The 16,574-nt window shown below is 46.1% G+C and carries 17 protein-coding genes; 7 read left to right on the top strand and 10 right to left on the bottom strand.

Annotated features, from left to right (window positions below; genetic code table 11):
• The first annotated feature begins 55 nt into the window (after positions 1–55).
• The 3 genes from ACINLD_RS02055 to ACINLD_RS02045 all read left to right on the top strand — a co-directional run bounded on the left by ACINLD_RS02055 (position 56) and on the right by ACINLD_RS02045 (position 2,725).
• Positions 56–463 carry a regulatory YrvL family protein gene (locus ACINLD_RS02055; RefSeq protein WP_410206903.1) on the top strand — a complete coding sequence of 136 codons (408 nt, stop codon included), beginning with the start codon at positions 56–58 and terminating at the stop codon, positions 461–463.
• Positions 464–703: 240 nt separating this feature from the next.
• Positions 704–1,279 (top strand): TetR/AcrR family transcriptional regulator, encoded by a 576-nt coding sequence (locus tag ACINLD_RS02050; RefSeq protein WP_026586573.1) that lies wholly within the window; start codon positions 704–706, stop codon positions 1,277–1,279.
• An 18-nt stretch (positions 1,280–1,297) separates the two neighbouring features.
• Positions 1,298–2,725, top strand: coding sequence for an MDR family MFS transporter (locus ACINLD_RS02045; RefSeq protein ID WP_077737011.1), 1,428 nt, complete (start codon positions 1,298–1,300; stop codon positions 2,723–2,725).
• A gap of 42 nt (positions 2,726–2,767) precedes the next feature.
• On the opposite strand, the gene ACINLD_RS02040 is transcribed toward ACINLD_RS02045, so the two are convergent.
• Complete coding sequence (locus ACINLD_RS02040; protein WP_026586571.1) at positions 2,768–3,493, bottom strand: LysM peptidoglycan-binding and 3D domain-containing protein; 726 nt, start codon at positions 3,491–3,493, stop codon at positions 2,768–2,770.
• Positions 3,494–3,871: 378 nt separating this feature from the next.
• Between ACINLD_RS02040 and ACINLD_RS02035 the strand changes: the two genes are divergently transcribed.
• Positions 3,872–4,420 (top strand): IseA DL-endopeptidase inhibitor family protein, encoded by a 549-nt coding sequence (locus ACINLD_RS02035; protein WP_026586570.1) that lies wholly within the window; start codon positions 3,872–3,874, stop codon positions 4,418–4,420.
• 47 nt (positions 4,421–4,467) lie between these two features.
• On the opposite strand, the gene ACINLD_RS02030 is transcribed toward ACINLD_RS02035, so the two are convergent.
• Both ACINLD_RS02030 and ACINLD_RS02025 read right to left on the bottom strand, forming a co-directional pair.
• On the bottom strand, positions 4,468–4,845 hold the full coding sequence (locus ACINLD_RS02030) for a VOC family protein (RefSeq protein ID WP_026586569.1): 378 nt from the start codon (positions 4,843–4,845) through the stop codon (positions 4,468–4,470).
• Positions 4,846–4,888: 43 nt separating this feature from the next.
• A complete protein-coding gene (locus ACINLD_RS02025; protein WP_410206902.1) occupies positions 4,889–5,761 on the bottom strand; it encodes a DMT family transporter in 873 nt (290 codons plus the stop codon).
• A gap of 102 nt (positions 5,762–5,863) precedes the next feature.
• On the opposite strand from ACINLD_RS02025, the gene ACINLD_RS02020 reads away from it, so the two are divergent.
• Positions 5,864–6,757 carry a LysR family transcriptional regulator gene (locus tag ACINLD_RS02020; protein WP_077737015.1) on the top strand — a complete coding sequence of 298 codons (894 nt, stop codon included), beginning with the start codon at positions 5,864–5,866 and terminating at the stop codon, positions 6,755–6,757.
• A 25-nt stretch (positions 6,758–6,782) separates the two neighbouring features.
• On the opposite strand, the gene cysI is transcribed toward ACINLD_RS02020, so the two are convergent.
• Positions 6,783–8,498 (bottom strand): assimilatory sulfite reductase (NADPH) hemoprotein subunit, encoded by a 1,716-nt coding sequence (gene cysI, locus ACINLD_RS02015; protein WP_026586566.1) that lies wholly within the window; start codon positions 8,496–8,498, stop codon positions 6,783–6,785.
• A gap of 26 nt (positions 8,499–8,524) precedes the next feature.
• Positions 8,525–10,354: an assimilatory sulfite reductase (NADPH) flavoprotein subunit gene (locus tag ACINLD_RS02010; protein ID WP_077737016.1), complete on the bottom strand. Its 1,830-nt coding sequence runs from the start codon at positions 10,352–10,354 to the stop codon at positions 8,525–8,527.
• Positions 10,355–10,676: 322 nt separating this feature from the next.
• On the opposite strand from ACINLD_RS02010, the gene ACINLD_RS02005 reads away from it, so the two are divergent.
• Positions 10,677–11,567: a LysR family transcriptional regulator gene (locus tag ACINLD_RS02005; protein WP_026586564.1), complete on the top strand. Its 891-nt coding sequence runs from the start codon at positions 10,677–10,679 to the stop codon at positions 11,565–11,567.
• 165 nt (positions 11,568–11,732) lie between these two features.
• Positions 11,733–12,641, top strand: a complete 909-nt coding sequence (cyoE, locus tag ACINLD_RS02000; RefSeq protein ID WP_077737017.1) for a heme o synthase — start codon at positions 11,733–11,735, stop codon at positions 12,639–12,641.
• 90 nt (positions 12,642–12,731) lie between these two features.
• Here the strand turns inward: cyoE and ACINLD_RS01995 are convergent, their stop codons facing one another.
• The 5 genes from ACINLD_RS01995 to ACINLD_RS01975 all read right to left on the bottom strand — a co-directional run bounded on the left by ACINLD_RS01995 (position 12,732) and on the right by ACINLD_RS01975 (position 16,523).
• Positions 12,732–13,898, bottom strand: coding sequence for a Gfo/Idh/MocA family protein (locus ACINLD_RS01995; protein WP_410206901.1), 1,167 nt, complete (start codon positions 13,896–13,898; stop codon positions 12,732–12,734).
• Positions 13,899–13,927: 29 nt separating this feature from the next.
• Entirely contained in the window at positions 13,928–14,851 is a 924-nt protein-coding gene (locus tag ACINLD_RS01990) for a sugar phosphate isomerase/epimerase family protein (RefSeq protein WP_410206900.1), read from the bottom strand.
• A 133-nt stretch (positions 14,852–14,984) separates the two neighbouring features.
• Positions 14,985–15,308: a helix-turn-helix transcriptional regulator gene (locus tag ACINLD_RS01985; RefSeq protein WP_410206899.1), complete on the bottom strand. Its 324-nt coding sequence runs from the start codon at positions 15,306–15,308 to the stop codon at positions 14,985–14,987.
• 36 nt (positions 15,309–15,344) lie between these two features.
• Positions 15,345–15,845, bottom strand: a complete 501-nt coding sequence (locus ACINLD_RS01980) for an AraC family ligand binding domain-containing protein (RefSeq protein WP_410206898.1) — start codon at positions 15,843–15,845, stop codon at positions 15,345–15,347.
• A gap of 114 nt (positions 15,846–15,959) precedes the next feature.
• Positions 15,960–16,523: a maltose acetyltransferase domain-containing protein gene (locus ACINLD_RS01975; RefSeq protein ID WP_410206897.1), complete on the bottom strand. Its 564-nt coding sequence runs from the start codon at positions 16,521–16,523 to the stop codon at positions 15,960–15,962.
• Positions 16,524–16,574 lie beyond the last annotated feature (51 nt).

Below are 16,574 nucleotides of genomic sequence, written 5' to 3'. Positions count from 1 at the left end.
GGATATTTTTTTGATATGATCAGATGTATACCGCATGATTAGGAATGAATGCTTAATGAAAAAAACACTAGGAAACATGGTCGCAGTCACCTTAATCTTTCTTTTGATCCTCTTTGTCTTCGCACTCTTATTCGGATCTTATTTTTTCGGGACCGCCGGTTTTTTCGCCATTTTCGGTGTAACCTATGAATCACCGGCCTCACTGCTTTGGTTTATTCTCCTGAGCTTTGTCCTCGGCGTCGTCTTTGAAATTCCCGAAAGATTTTTAAGCCTTTTGATCAGACGTAAAGCCGTCACTTTTACAATTGATTGCTTCTTCACTTGGCTGGCGATCCATTTAGCCGATGACATGATGGACGGGATCAATATCCCGATCGATGTTGAAATCATCGCCTGCTTGTTTTTATTTGTGATCCAGCTGGCCTTTGATGAAAATAAAGAAAGGAGCAGATCTGATGACTGAGCAGGAAAAAGATTTGCAGCGCTTTCGAAAAATGAGAACATGGGAGCGGAGATCGGATTCATTTTATGGTTTATCCATGATTTCCGATTCTATGATGGTGTGTGTCAAATGGATCGGTGGTATCATCGTTAAAATAGTCCTTTGACACCATTTCGAAAAAAAGGCCTTTATGAAGGGCCTTTTTTTTCGTTACAATACATGATGTTGACCGATCGGTATAAATACAAAGGAAATGATAAAATGACGGAGCAAACAAAAAGCCGCGACAAAATCCTGCGCACGGCTTCCAGGCTGTTCCGCAAACAGGGCTACCATGCGACTGGATTGGCGCAGATAACGGCAGAAAGCGGAGCCCCAAGAGGATCGATTTATTACTACTTCCCCGGAGGCAAAGAAGAGCTTGCCGCCGAAGCCATCAAATTAACGGGTGAACGGATCAAAACCTATATATCATCAACTCTCAGCCGGGAAGCGGACCCTGTAAAAGCGTTTCAAACATACATGCAATCGATGGCTGACGGCGTAAAAGCGCACATGATGGAAGAAAACGATGATATCCCGATTGTCTCAGTCGCTTCAGAAACGTGGTCTTTCAGCGAGACGCTGCGGAAAACGTGTGATCAAGTTTATCAAGATTGGCAGCTTGTCTATCTGGAAAAACTGACACAATCAGGCTTTTCCAAAGAAAAAGCGGCTTGTTTGAGCATTGCAATTCAGGCGATGATAGAAGGCGCTTATGTACTCTCCGTGACGAAAAAAAACGGCCGGCCGCTGAGCGCGGCTGCTCAACAAATTCCATATATGCTTCAACAATAATCAAAGGTGGGAAATCAAATGGAACATACAAAAAAAGGATCCATCATGATCATCGCAATCTTAATCGTCGGCAACTTCCTTGCTTTGATTAATGAAACGGTCATGAATGTGGCATTGCCGAAGATCATCGACGACTTCCGCATATCTGCAAATACGGCTCAATGGCTGTCTACCGGATATATGCTCATGATCGGAATCGCCGTACCTGTGACTGCGTTTTTAATGCAGCGGTTTACGACAAGGCAGCTGTTCATTTCCGCCATGGTCTTATTTACAGCAGGGACTTTTTTGGCGGGGGCGGCTCCCGTTTTTCCCCTCGTCCTCGCAGGGCGAATCATCCAGGGCTCCGGAACCGGACTGATTCTGCCCTTGGTGATGACTGTCATTTTGACATTGGTTCCCCCAAAAAAACGCGGAACGGTCACGGGGATGCTGACCCTTGTCATTTTATTTGCCCCGGCGATCGGTCCGGTGATTTCCGGCTATATTGTTGAGCATTATTCATGGCGCATCGTCTTTTTTATGATGCTCCCTGTCGCGCTTTTTATGATCGTCTTTGCCGTTTTCAAATTAAAAAACGTCACCGAACTCACCTATCCGAATATCGACATATTGTCGATCATCTTATCGACCGTCGGATTTGGAGGGATCGTTTTTGGCTTCAGCAACGCCGGAGAAGAAGCGGGCTGGAGCAGCCCGAAGGTGATTATCGGACTTGCGGCCGGCATCATCGGTTTACTGCTGTTTGTCCGCCGCCAGCTGAACATGAAAGTGCCGATGCTTGACATGAGGCCTTTCCGCTCCAAAATCTTTTCCGCGGCAGTCGTCCTGATGTGGATCGTCATGATGCTGCAATTTTCCATGATGCTGATTTTGCCGCTGTACTTTCAAATGGCGCTCCAGCTCTCCCCGATGGATACAGGGCTTTTGATGCTGCCGGGAGGCTTGGTACTGGCCATGACCTCTCTTGTGGCAGGACGCCTGTTCGATCAGCTCGGATTTAAGCCGCTTTTATTCACAGGCTTAATCATTGTGATGGCCGTGCTTTGGCTGTTTACGAACATTTCAAGCGATACCTCGATGGCAGCGGGAATGATGCTTTACGCAGGGTTTACACTCGGCGTCGGCCTGACGATGGCACCGATCATGACGCTTGGCTTAAACCAGGTCCCGAAACCTTTATATCCGCACGGTTCGGCGATCATGAACACGGTCAACCAAGTATCAGGCGCAATTGGACCGGCTTTGTATACAACGATCCTGACAACTGTTTCAAACCGTTACATGGAGCAGTCCTCCATCACAAACAAACAGGAACTGCAAATGCAGGGAATGACGTCAGGCGTTCATACGGTTTATTTCGTCGCCATCGGTTTTGCGGTTGTGGCGCTTCTTATTTCTCTACTTGTGAAAAGCGAAAGCCATAAAGAAAGCCGTGCGATGTAAAAAAAACGCAGAAGGCGTGTCTGCCTCTCTGCGTCTTTTTTATTAATCTAAAATTTGAACCTTAACGGTTTTGACGCCCCATTTCATTGCGTCTTGTTTATTTGGAATAAATACATCTATCTTATTTCCGTTAATGGCGCCTCCGGTATCTTCAGCCGTCGCTTCGCCATATCCTTCTACATATACTTTGGTACCAAGCGGAATGACGTCCGGATCGACCGCAATCACTTTCGCATCCTGGTTGGCATTCAAGTCGACTCCCGTTTTGGTGATGCCCGAGATCCCGCCGTCGTTTGCCGTATAGGCTGTCGCCGTAACAGTCAGTTCTTTATTCGTCTGCTCAGGCTGCTGTTCTGCAGCTTCTTGCTTCACCGGTGTTTGAAGAGCGGTGCTTTTTCCGTTTATGGCAATCGTATCACCGGCAAAAATCAAATCTGATTTGATATTGTTCCACTCACGCAGATCATTTACAGCAACACCAAAAGCTTGAGCAATGCGTGAGAGTGTATCACCGGATTTGACAGTGTACTGTTTCTGATCAGATTTTACTTCTTGAGAAGTAATGTTCAGCTTTTGACCTGGAACAATGAGGTCTGTTGAAAGCTGATTCCATTTTTTTAAGTCCTTGAGGTTCATCCCGTTCTCTTGAGATATCCCCCAGAGCGTGTCCCCTTTTTCAACTTCGATTTCTTTTGCCGAGGCATTTGCTCCGAATGCAGTCACAGACACCGCTGCGGCTGCAGCCAAGGACATGATTGTCTTCTTCATAAGTTTAAATCCTCCCTTGTTAGCTCTTTTGAAACTAACAGGGAAAATCGTAACATAGCAAAATGTCATCCCCATGACAGATTGATATGAATTTGATTACAGTTTGTTTACTGAAATAGTTTTATTTTTTGTAAAATTCGGTTTATTACACCCTCTACATCTCTTCTGCTCCCCGCCCAGTTTCAGCCTAAAGGATGATGTTTTTTTATCGTCAAAAAAGGGAAAGATACTAAAGAAGCTTCTATTTCGTAAGATTTCTCCCTCTGAATGGCGTGTTCTTTAAGGCGAAGGAAAAATTTTCTCGCAAACTACTTGTAATCTATCTGTAATTATTGTAACATTTGTAACATAAGAGAAACGTTGAAGGAGAGAAGAACAATGAAAAAGTTTTTGCTTTGTTTATTGGCTGCTTTATTAATCTTGCCCGTCGGTACAACGATTGCAGCGAAAAAACAAACATCAGGAGAGTTAACAAATCAAGAGGTATTGACGATGGCGCTCGAGGCCCGGGAGCATTTTTGGAATGCGATGAGCGGTCATAACCCTGAGGCTCAAAACTCAACCTGTGAGACAAAAATATTTGAATACCGCGGCATTCCTTATACGTACATGTGCAGCGAATTCAGCACAAAGGCAAAATTAACGGACTACTTGACACAGATCTTTACAAAAGACGCGATTGCCAAAGGCTTTGAAAAATACAACATCATCTCTTATAAAGGAAAAATGGCCGTCCCTGTCGGCGATGGAAGCAACCTTTTAGGATGGGAGAAATCTAAAATCAAGCTCGTTTCCAAAAAAGCCAATGTCCGCACATATGAGTTTGCCGTGCCCGCGCTTGACGGTTCAGTGACGGCAAAAAGAAAGATTACATTCGTCAAAGAACATAACAAGTGGAAAGTCGATCAGTTTGATGCTGCCATTTAGAAAAAAAGCCAATGTCTAAAATCCAGACATTGGCTTTTTCTGGTCTGTTACACTGTCAATTCAACAAGATTTCCATCCGGGTCTTTAATGACGCTTTCATAATATCCGTCACCGGTGACGCGCGGCTTCCCGACAACCTGAAACCCGCTTTCTGCAAAACGTTCCGTCATCTCGTCAACCTTTTCGCGCGATCCCAAAGAGAATGCCATATGGGCATAGCCAGAAGCCGTCTCTTCCCCCTCGGCCAAGTCCGGACGCCTCATCAGTTCCAGACGCGTGCCCGATTGAAAGCGGATGAAATACGATTCAAACTGCTTTTTTGGATTGATGTATTTGTCGCTTGCCGTTCCGTGAAAAAATTCCGTGTAGAATGCTTTCATTTCTTCTAAATTCCTCGTCCAGATTGCGATATGTTCAATGTTCATTTTCCCTTCCCTCCCACTTGATATTACCATATATGAACACCCTCTATGATCTTTTAAATCTGTAAGTATTCATGAAAATCCCGATACAGATCAAAAAAGCGCCGGCCATGATGTTGTATGTGATCGGTTCGCGCAATTGCAGCCAGCCGAAGAAAAGGCCTAAAACAGGAACAAACATGAGCGCCATCGATGCTTTTGACGCTTCGATTTGGTTGAGAACCCAAAACCAGATAACAAATGTAAAGGCCGTGGAAAACAACCCGTTAAATAATAAAGATAAGACGGCTGCATTTGACCAGTGAAGCGAGTGAGTCGGCTCCAGAATGAAAGAGAAAATCAACAGGAAGACCGTCCCGATGAGCAGCTGCCAGGCATTCATATGAATCATATCCGTATTGTGAAATCTCAGTTTGCTGAAAACATTGGCAACAGCCCAGCTGAGTGCAGCTATGAGAACGCACAGCTCCCCGAATATGACGTTTTTTTCGAAATGAAGAATCTCTGTGCCAAAAATAAATAAAAGTCCGATAAAACCGGATATTAAACCAATCATTTTATAAACGTTGATTTTCTCGTTTAATCTAAAATGACTGATAACCGTTACAAAGATCGGCATCGTATACACGAGAACTGACGTTTTGCCGGAATCGACAAACTGCATGCCATATGTCAGCACCCCCATATACCCTAAACCCATCAAGAGGCCCATGACAAAATAGTTTTTGAGATTCTCTTTTCCGATCGCTCGCTTTTTCCCTTTGATAACGAGAATGATAAACAACGGAACCGCACCGATGAGTAAACGCAGCGCCGAAAACAAAACGGGGGGAATATCATGGATTGCGATTTTCATCGTTACCCACGTATAGCCCCAAATCAATGTTACTGAGATGATTCCCAAGATGACCTTGAACAAATCATTCAGCCTCCTTCCTTACGATGTACTGGTGCTCGCTTTCATCATATGCTATCTTTTTATATAACTGAAATACATTTTAATTATCGGAGGTATAACCTATTGGTTATGAACATGAATCATCTTCACATATTTGTGAAGGTCGCAGAGAAGATGAATTTTACCGAAGCTTCGAGAGAATTGTTTATTTCTCAGCCTGCCGTAAGCAAAGCGGTTAAAAACCTGGAAGATTCACTTCATTTGAAATTATTTATGAGAGATAAACAGAATGGCTTAATGCTGACTGAAACGGGAAAGGACATTTTGGTGCTGGCAAGACAAATGATCGGGATTGAAAGTAAAATCTATCAAACCGCCGATCAGAAACAAAAGCTGTTAAGCGGCAAAGTCAAAATCGGTTCGTTCCCTGCCGTGTCAACCAATATTTTGCCTGAGGCCATCGCTTTGTTCAGATCAAAATATCCGCTGATTGATATTGAATTAGTTGAAGGAACATCTGCGCAAATAAAAGAATGGGTGGGGGATCGATCGGTGGATTTCGGAATTGCGGCATCTCCGTTTGAACCGTTTGAACATCAATTGCTGTTGAGCGATTATATGGTAGCCGTCATTCCTGAAGCATATGCGAAATTAACAAAAGAACAATATATTGACTTAAAAAAATACGAGCATGACATCATTTTTTGTAAAGGCGGCCATGAGATCGCCCTGTCGAAAACATTTCAACAGCACGGGCTTGACGTAAAAGAGAATTTAACGGTACAACACGCCGACACATTAATGAAAATGGTCAAAAACAATCTGGGAATAGGGATTATATCAAACTTTACGCTTTCTTCTGTATCCCATGACCTGGCCGTAAAAGACATTACCCCTCGAATCAGCCGCGATATCGGCATCATTGCCCATGCATTTGCCGAGCTGACACCGGCGGCGCAGCAGTTCACTCAAGTCCTGAGCGAAGTCGGCTGCTTTGCAAAAACAAAATCGCCTTAGCATGCTAAGGCGATTTTGAATGGATTCAATCATGAAAATTCGTGCCGTCGGTCGTTTCTTTAATAATGCCGGCGCGGATGACGAAATCTCCGAAATGCTCCCCTTCCTCGCGCTCTTTTGCATAGCGCGGAAGAATCGTGCGCAGTTCTTTTAAAATGTCTTCTTCTCCGATGTTTTCGCGGTACATCTTGCTCAGACGGCTGCCGTCAAAAGCGGCGCCGAGATACATGTTGTACTTGCCCGGAGCTTTTCCGATAAACCCGATCTCACCGAGGGCATGGCGGGCACAGCCGTTCGGGCAGCCTGTCATGCGGATCGTGATCTCTTCATTTTGCAGTCCGTTTTCTTCGATGATCTCATCGATCTTATCGATCAATGTCGGCAAGTAGCGTTCCGCTTCAGCCATCGCCAGTCCGCACGTCGGCAGTGCGACACACGCGATGGAACTGCGTCTCAGTGCTGTATAATGCTTGCCGTCGGTCAAACCGTATTGTTCGATCAATTCGTTGATCTTTTTCTTCTTTTGGCTTGATACGTTGGCAATGATCAAGTTTTGATTGGCGGTCAGACGGATATCGCCTGTATGGATTTTGGCGATCTCCCGCAAGCCGGTCATCAGCTTGTAATCTTCATAATCGGTGACACGGCCGCCTTCGATAAACATGGTAAAGTGCCACTTTCCTTTGACACCTTTCACCCAGCCGTAGCGGTCGCCGTTATGATCGAATTGATACGGCTTTGCTTCTCCAAGGCTCCAGCCGAGGCGGTTTTCCAGCTCGTTTTTGACCGTATCCAACCCGAGGCGGTCAACGGTGTACTTGAAGCGGGCGTTTTTGCGGACGGAGCGGTTTCCGTAGTCGCGCTGGATCGTTATCGTTTTTTCGGCGACATCATACAATTGTTCAGGCTTGCAGAAACCGATCACTTTAGCAAGCTGCGGATATGTCGCCTTGTCTCCATGGGTCATGCCCATGCCGCCGCCGATCGCCACGTTGAAGCCGATCAATTTGCCGTCTTCAACAATCGCGATAAAGCCGAGATCCTGTGAAAAGACATCGATATCATTTGACGGCGGAACGGCGATTCCGATTTTGAATTTCCGCGGCAGATATAGCGGTCCGTACATTGGCTCGACTTCTGTCTCAGGCGTTCCGGCGACTTTTTCTTCATCAAGCCAAATTTCATGGTACGCCCGTGTGCGCGGCAGCAAATCATCGCTCAATTTTTTCGACCATTCATACACTTCGGCATGGATCTCGGATTGATACGGATTTGAAGCGCACATCACATTACGGTTGACGTCCCCGCATGCTGCAATCGTATCCAGCAGAACCGAATTAATCTTCTGGATCGTTTTTTTCATATTCCATTTTAAAATGCCGTGCATTTGGAAGGTTTCCCTTGTCGTCAGCTTCAATGTTCCGTTGCCGTACTGATTGGCAAGCTCATCCATGACCAGCCATTGCTCAGGTGTCGCTACACCGCCCGGCATCCGCACGCGCAGCATGAACTGATAGGCAGGCTCAAGCTTTTGCTTTTGCCTCTCATTGCGGAGGTCACGGTCATCCTGCAAATAGCTGCCGTGGTGTTTCATCAGACGGTTGTCGTCATCGGAAATTCCGGAGCTGATCGGCTCAAGCATTGATTCCTTCAGGGTGCCGCGCAAATAGTTGCTTTCTTCCTTAATGCGCTCTACATCGCTTGGAGGGCCTTCCGGTGCCTTTAATATTTCGTTCCCCATGTTGAAAAAACCCCTTTCAATCAAAATCAGTATACATCGCGCTGATAACGTTTTTGCTTTTTCATCTCGGCAAGGTAAGCTTCCGCCTCTTCGCGGCTCATACCGCCTTCTTTTTCGATAATGTCGAGAAGTGCGCTGTGCACGTCTTTTGCCATGTTGTTTTTATCGCCGCAAATGTAGAATGCCGCTCCTTCTTGAAGCCATTCAAACAATTCCTTGCTGTGCTCAAGCATCCGGTGCTGTACATATACTTTTTCGTCGGTATCGCGCGAGAATGCGACATCCATTTTCGTCAGCACTCCGTCTTTCAGCCACTTTTGCCATTCTGTCTGATAGAGGAAATCGGTGACGAAATGCTGGTCGCCGAAGAACATCCACGATTTTCCTGCTGTTCCGGTCTCTTCGCGCTCCTGCATAAACGAGCGGAACGGTGCGACACCTGTACCAGGGCCAACCATGATGATCGGTGTCTCCGGATTCTCAGGCAGCTTAAAGTTTTTGTTTGGCTGAATAAAAATCGGCAGTGTATCGCCAGGCTGCAGGCGCTCTGCACATAAAATCGAGCAGACCCCTTTTCGGTCTCTGCCGTGCGTACTGTAGCGGACCGCGCCGATTGTCAGATGCACTTCATCCGGATTCGCCGCTAAGCTAGATGCGATCGAATAAAGGCGCGGCGGCATTTTCCGCAAAATCGAAACAAATTCCTGCGGAGGCGCGCCGATCGGACCGAAATCGCGGACAAAATCAAGCAGATCGCGGCCATCGATATACGCTTTTAATTTGTCTGCATGTTCCGCTGCGGCCAGCTCGCGCAGTTTTTCATGTCCTAAAAGTTCAGCCGCCTGCTGAATAAATTTCTTCGTTAATACTGTAATCTCAAAGGATGAAGTCAACGCTTCTTTGAGCGGCAGGCTTTCCCCCTGTTTGTCAACCGTGACCGTTTCATTCGGATCCCAATTCAGTTCGCTGAGCAGCATGTCAACAAGCTCAGGGTCATTTTCAGGAAAGATGCCGAGCGCATCGCCAGGTTCATATGTGAGGCCTGAGCCTTCAAGCGATAATTCGAGATGGCGCGTCTCTTTATTCGAGCCGCGGCCGTTTAAATTCAGATTTTCCAGAACCTCAGCTCGAAACGGATGTTTTCTTGAATAAACCGTTTCTCCCGCCTGCGGTGCAGGCGCTGTCTGGACCGGTGCGGCGCTTTCGGCCCGGCCCTGCGCTTCGCTTAAGCCGTTAAAAACGCCTTCGAGCCATTGAGCTGCAGCTTCATCAAAATCAACATCACAATCGACGCGCGGAGAAATTCTCGTTCCGCCGAGCTCAGCCAGCCGCTGATCAAATTCCTTGCCGGTCTGGCAGAAAAACTCATATGAGCTGTCTCCAAGCGCCAATACGGAAAAGCGGAGATCATCAAGCTTCGGAGCCCGTCTCCCATAAAGAAATTCATGGAATGACAGCGCGTTGTCAGGCGGCTCGCCTTCCCCGTGTGTACTGACGACAATCAACAGATTTTTCAGTTTTTTCAATTGATTTGGCTTAAAGTCGCTCATGGAGGAGACAGTGACTTGAAAACCTCGTCCTTCAAGCGATTTGCCCGCATTTTCCGCAACCCCCTGGGCATTGCCTGTCTGTGATCCGTACAGAATGGTCACTTCTTTTGAAACGGGCTGCGCCGTACTTAGGGCCGGGGCTTCAGCCGGAAGTGTTTCCAGCGCCGCCGCTGCATCGTTTGTCTGAGTAGCCGCCAAATATCCGCTCAGCCAAGCTTTTTGCGATGCTGTCAAAGTTGGCAGAAGGCGGTTAAGGAGCTCTGCCTGCTCCTGGTTAAAAGGACTGTTTAATACCTGAAGTTGCAACGATATCCACCTCACTAAGGATTAAAATGATGACTGATTTCTAAAGCGGAAAAAGGATTATCCTTATCATATATCGACTATTCCGATAAATCAAATCGGTTTTCGTGACGCAATTCAACTGCATTTGCCGTTTTTTGATTTCAAAAGAATTGTAAGCGCTCACTCCCCGCTCCCTCTTTGCCGCGTGTCATGATCCAGCTGGAAAACTGTACATTCGCTAAAAAAGATTCTAATTTAAAGTTTACTGGAATACTCAACATTAGTAAAATATATATTAATTATTACAGCTATTAATATTTTTAATAATAAGGCGGGGATGATTTTGTATTATGACGCGCTCAAAACATTTGTCACTCTGGCAGAAGTGAAAAACTTTACGAAAACGGCCGAGATTCTCCTCATGTCACAACCGAGCGTCAGCATGCACATCAAAAACCTGGAGAAAGAATTCCAGACAAAATTATTTGAACGGTCGCCGAAATATTTGAAGATCACCCCGACAGGTGAAATTTTATACGACCGCGCCAAACAAATGATTACGATTTATGAACAAACGAGACAGGATATCCTTGACCACCACAATTCCGTTAAAGGCGAGCTGAAGATCGGCGCAAGCTTCACAATCGGAGAGTATATTCTGCCGTCGCTTCTTTTTGATCTGCAAAAAGAATATCCCGAGCTCGAGCTTAAGGCGGTCATCGGCAACACGGAAGAAGTCGTGCAATCCGTCCGTATGTACAAAGTGGACATCGGTTTAATCGAGGGACAGACAAACGACAAAGAGCTGTCTGTAAACGCCTTTATGCAGGATGAACTGTTCATCGCTGCGTCAAGCAGCCACCCCCTTGCCGGTAAAGAAGAAGTGACAATGGCCGATCTCCAAAACCAGACATGGGTGACGCGGGAAGTCGGTTCTGGCACGCGCGAATACCTGAACCATGTGATCCGTTCAAACGGCTTAAAAGTGAAGTCGTTTCTGACGATCAGCAGCAATCAAGGAATCAAAGAAACGCTGATGACGGGCATCGGGCTTTCCCTCTTGTCGCAAAGCGTCATTGAAAGAGACGTGCAGCACGGAAATCTTTCGGTGATCAAGCTGAAAAACCAAACCTTTAACAGAACGCTTTCATATATATACTCTCCCATCATGCAGGATAAGAAAAATGTGAAGATTTTTATCAATGCGCTCAATAAAAGAACACATATGGAATAGGAGGATGTATTGAAGCAGTTTGCCCCAATGGCTGGCTGCTTCTTCATTGCTCTCAGATCACTAAAGATTCAGCAGGGAAATGATGATTGATGTCGAACTGTTGGGTATAGAAAGACTTGATTGGCAACGTTTTCTCAAGCACGATTTGAAAAACAGGAGGACGGCATGATTTCACTGAAAAACTATATCAGCCTGGTCAAACCCGGAATCATCATTTCCAATTCCATCGCCGCATTCGGCGGATTTTGGATCGCATGTATCAGTTCAGAAAAAGCGTTAGCCGGAGGCGCGTTTTTTATGGCCATGCTTTCGGCGATGGCGGGAACGGCGCTTGTCATGGCGGCCGGGACCGTGTACAACAATTACTTTGACAGGCATATCGATGCCAAAATGGAGCGCACGAAAAGTCGTGCATCTGCAGCCGGCAGATTGTCCCCGCGCTCGATCCTGGCATACGGCACCCTGCTGGGAGTCGCAGGACTCACATTGTTATGTACGCTCAATGTATTGACCGCTCTTCTCGGATTCACCGCCTTTATTTTGTACGCGGTGATCTATACGGTCTGGTTTAAAAGGTCATCGGTATGGAGCACATTTGTCGGCAGTTTTCCCGGAGCGGCACCGCCTTTAATGGGATATTGCGCCGCTGTGGGACATGTTGACATGACAGCGCTTATTTTATATGCCATTATGTTTTTATGGCAGCCTCCGCACTTTTGGGCGATCGGCATTACCCGCAAGGAAGAATACCGAGCAGCGGGAGTGCCGCTTCTTCCGGTCGTCAAAGGCAACCATATGACAAAAGTGAGCATGATCAGATACATCATTCTGCTTGTGCCTGTCACGCTTTTATTGTATTTCTACGTCGGCCTTGACCGCCTGAGCCCGCTTTATTTTATATCCGCTCTAATCCTCGGCTTTATCTGGATTTATAAAAGCTGCCAGGGGTTCAAAGCGGAGAACGATATCAAGTGGTCCAAAAGCATGTTTCAATATTCGCTCGTTTATTTTTGTCTCTTGTTTTCGATCATGATTGTCGACACCTTCATGATGGCGTTTATCTTTAGAGGATAATCCATTAAAAGTTAAAGATTAACGAAAATTGAACCCGATGGCTTCATCGGGTTCAATAGGGATCCTGCTCTCCAGGTTCGGAAAAAGCATTTATTGATAGTCAACCCAGGCTGCCCCCTGGTCTGCTGACCGCACACAGTTCTCCACCCAGCGAACGCCTTCAACTCCCGCCTCAATTCCCGGGTACCAAACATCGTTGAAAGCTTCTCCGCGGTCCGCTTTCTCCATGGCCTTTGCAAAGCGGGCATACAGATTGGACCACGATTCAAACAATCCCTCTGAATGACCTGCTGCTATCCGGTCGTCTCGAAGCGCCTCTGAGTACAGGTAATCCATCCCCCGGTCTAAAGTCATCGCCGGTCTCCCCTGCACTTCATACCTCAGCTGGTTAGGATGTTCATCCCACCATTCGATGCTTGCTTTAGAACCGATGACGCGAATTTTTTGTCCGTGCATGCTTCCGGCATTCACACAAGAACACCAGATCATCGCCATGGCGCCGTTTTCATATTCCATGATTGTAAAAGCATTGTCCTCCAGCGGTGCGCGGCTCTTCACAAAGCTTTGGCGGGAACACATCAGTTTTTTAATTTTAAAGTTTGGAAGCATCACCTCAGACAAAAACAACGGATGCGTTCCTAAATCTCCCAGCACATAGCTGGGGCCGGCCACTTTCGGATCCACCCGCCATTTCGTACTGGCGTTATCGTTTTCTACAGGAGCGGAATGGAATCCGTGGGCAAATTGCATGTTGACAATGCGAATATCGCCTAAATCGCCATTTTCAATCATTCGGCGCGCCTGTTCAATCATCTGGTGTCCTGAATAGCCATATGTAATGCCGACGACTCGTTCTTTTTCCTTCGCCAGTTTTTCCAGTTCCATAGCTTCTTGCGTCGTAAAGCAAAGAGGCTTTTCACAGATGACATGTAATCCGGCATTTAAAGCCGCTTTTGTGATTTCATAATGGGTGCTGTTGGGTGTTGCAATGGACACAGCTTGAATGCCGTCTTCACGCTTCCCTTCTTCATGAAACATGGTTTGATCATTTGGATAGCACCGCTTCGGATCAACGTGCAAATTCACACCGAAGTCTCTCCCCCGGTCCGGATCAATGTCAAATGATCCGGCAACCAATTGAAAATGATGATCGCGCAGGGCGGCCGAGCGGTGAATGTAGCCGATTTGGCTTCCGCGTCCGCCGCCGACCATCGCCCAGCGTATCGGTTTTTCAAGATTTTTTTCCCCATTTATCATCGTTTGATTTCCCCTTTTTTAAAACAAATTTAGAATCCGGCGCGTTTTAAATAGTCAACGCTTTGTTTGACATCGCACAGACTCGCATCCGCGTTTCTCGGGTCGCGCTCCTGTTCAATGGTGATATACCCGTGGTAATCGAACTCTTTTAATAATCGATAAATCGATTTATAGTCAATGACCCCCTGTCCGATCGGGCACATGACACCTTTGGCACAGGCATCAAAAAACCGAATGCGCTCCCTCATCACTTCTTGATAAACATCGATGTCAATGTCTTTAAAATGGATGTAATCCAATCGGTCTAAGAACTTCCCGAGCCAGTTTACGGGGTCCATTTTTGAATAATATAAGTGTCCCGTATCAAGGCAAAGTCCTGCTGTTTCATAAGGAATGTCGTCCATCATCTTCTTGATCTCATCGGCAAATTCGATATAGCCGCCGGCGTGCGGATGGATGACCGGTCTTACACCATACTTGTTCCACGCTCGTTCTAAAAGGGCCCGAATATGTTTCATCATATTGTCCCAATCCTGTGCGGACAGCCTTTTCCCCCGATCCGGGTGCCCGGCTTGGTAATCCCTTTCACGATGCCCCCAGTCAATCAATACCAAAAAAGGCGGCGAATATCGTTTCCCTTTCAAGCGGGGTTTGGGCAGTTGGGTGATAAAGGAACAGATCTCATCAGCCTGATCCAATAACTTTTCCAGATTAGACTCTGACACGAGATCGTCAAAGATCGTACCCGCGATGATCGTCAAATGATGTTTGGCAAGCACTCTCTGCACTCTCCCGATATCCATCGGTATATATCCGTACGGCCCTAATTCGATTCCATCGTATCCCGCTTGTGATGCTTCCTGCAGCACTTTTTCCCATGGAGGGTTATAGGGGTTCGTTGGATCATCAACACCCCAGCAGCAAGGAGCTCCTGCTAAGTAAAACAGCTTCATCACCTCCAACACCTATATGCTTTATTATAGTTTCAGAGGTGATAAAGCGCTTTCATAATCTTGTTGAATTTCAGCCGTTTTTTCTTTTTCATTCCATAAAACTTTCACTATCTTGTTTTGAAGAAAAAATAGACTAGCTTTCTTTTTTTCTCCATAGCTGACGGTATTTTTTTGGAGAAACCCCGACGATTTTAGAAAAAAGGGTCGAAAAATAACTGGCATTATCATAACCGACCATCCCGGCAATTTTTGTGATATGATCACTTGTGTTGATCAGCAGTGACTGCGCCTCTCCGATTCGGCGCCGGATCATATATTGAATAGGAGAAAAACCGGTCGAATTTTTGAATACATGAACCAGATAATAAGAACTGACATGAAATTGTTCAGAAAGGAGACGCAGTGTAATGTCTTCGAGGTAATGCTCATCAATGTAAGTTTTGATGGCGTTTGCCAATTGCGAATCTTCTGTTTTTAATAAACCTTCATTTTCCTAGGGAATTTGCATAATGAGTGTGATCAGCGTACGAAGCAGGTAGCTGCAAATTTCCTCGGCCCCGGACTTTTCCTCGGAAATTTGCCAGTACATCATCTCCAGCAATGACTCTATATGTGCAGCATATTCCCTGCTATGCAACACATATGAATGGTCTTTTGGGATCAGATGATTTCTCGGCAGCCCGGGAAGCTTCACATTTGTGATTCCGCAGCAAAAAGTGCTCATATTCGTATCCGGAACGGCAAACTCATCGTGAAGGACACCTTTGTTATATATTAAAATATCACCTTTTTTTGTATGATAATGCCGGTCGCCAATGATGTGGCTGCCGCTTCCCTCTTTTATATAAATGATTTCCATCAAATCATGATGCATATGCATCGTTCGGGGCATTTTTGTGTGGGTGCCGTCAACTTTGCTGATATAAAGCAATTCAGGAATTGAATCGCTTTCAAAACTTGATTGTATGCCTTTTTTAACGAAATATTGAGTCATGATGGATCCTCCTGATCATTTCGTTTGATCTGCTGCCTCTGTAACAAGTGAAGCCGATCACTTGCACAGCATAAAACACCAATGAAGAGTTCATCGGTGTTTTGACCGTAAACCTTATGAAACGTCAATCTTCTTGATGATTCTTGCCGGATTCCCGCCAACAACAGCATCATTCGGCACATCCTTTGTCACGACCGCACCGGAAGCAATAACGGCATTGTCACCGATTGTAACACCCGGATTGATCACGGCCCTGCCGCCGATCCATACGCGATGGCCGATGACTACCGGACTTCCCGACTCCGCACCGCTCATTCTTTCAGTCGGGTCAAGCGGATGCATGGCTGTATAGATGTGAACACCAGGCCCCATTAAACAGTGATCACCGATTCTGATTTCACAAACATCGAGAAATACACAGTCAAAGTTGGTAAAGAAATGTTCACCGACATGGATGTTATAGCCGTAATCACAGCGGAATGACGGTTCGATGTGAATCGTGCTTCCTGTTGACCCGAACAGCTCTTTGATCAGCTCCGCCTTTCTATGTTCATCCAGTTCTGCATGCTGATTGAACTGGTTCGTAATTCTGCGGGCGTTCTGCCTATCTTTGACCAGAATTGGATCAGCTGCATGATAAAGCTCTCCTTGCAGCATTTTTTCTTTTTCAGATTTCATCTCTATGCCCTCTTTTCAAAAATAAAACCATCTTTAGAGCTTGGCTTCGAC

The sequence above is a fragment of the Bacillus sp. z60-11 genome, from assembly GCF_046464135.1.
GTDB classification, from domain to species: Bacteria; Bacillota; Bacilli; order Bacillales; family Bacillaceae; genus Bacillus; species Bacillus sonorensis_A.
This window is presented reverse-complemented; position numbering and strand designations above follow the sequence as displayed.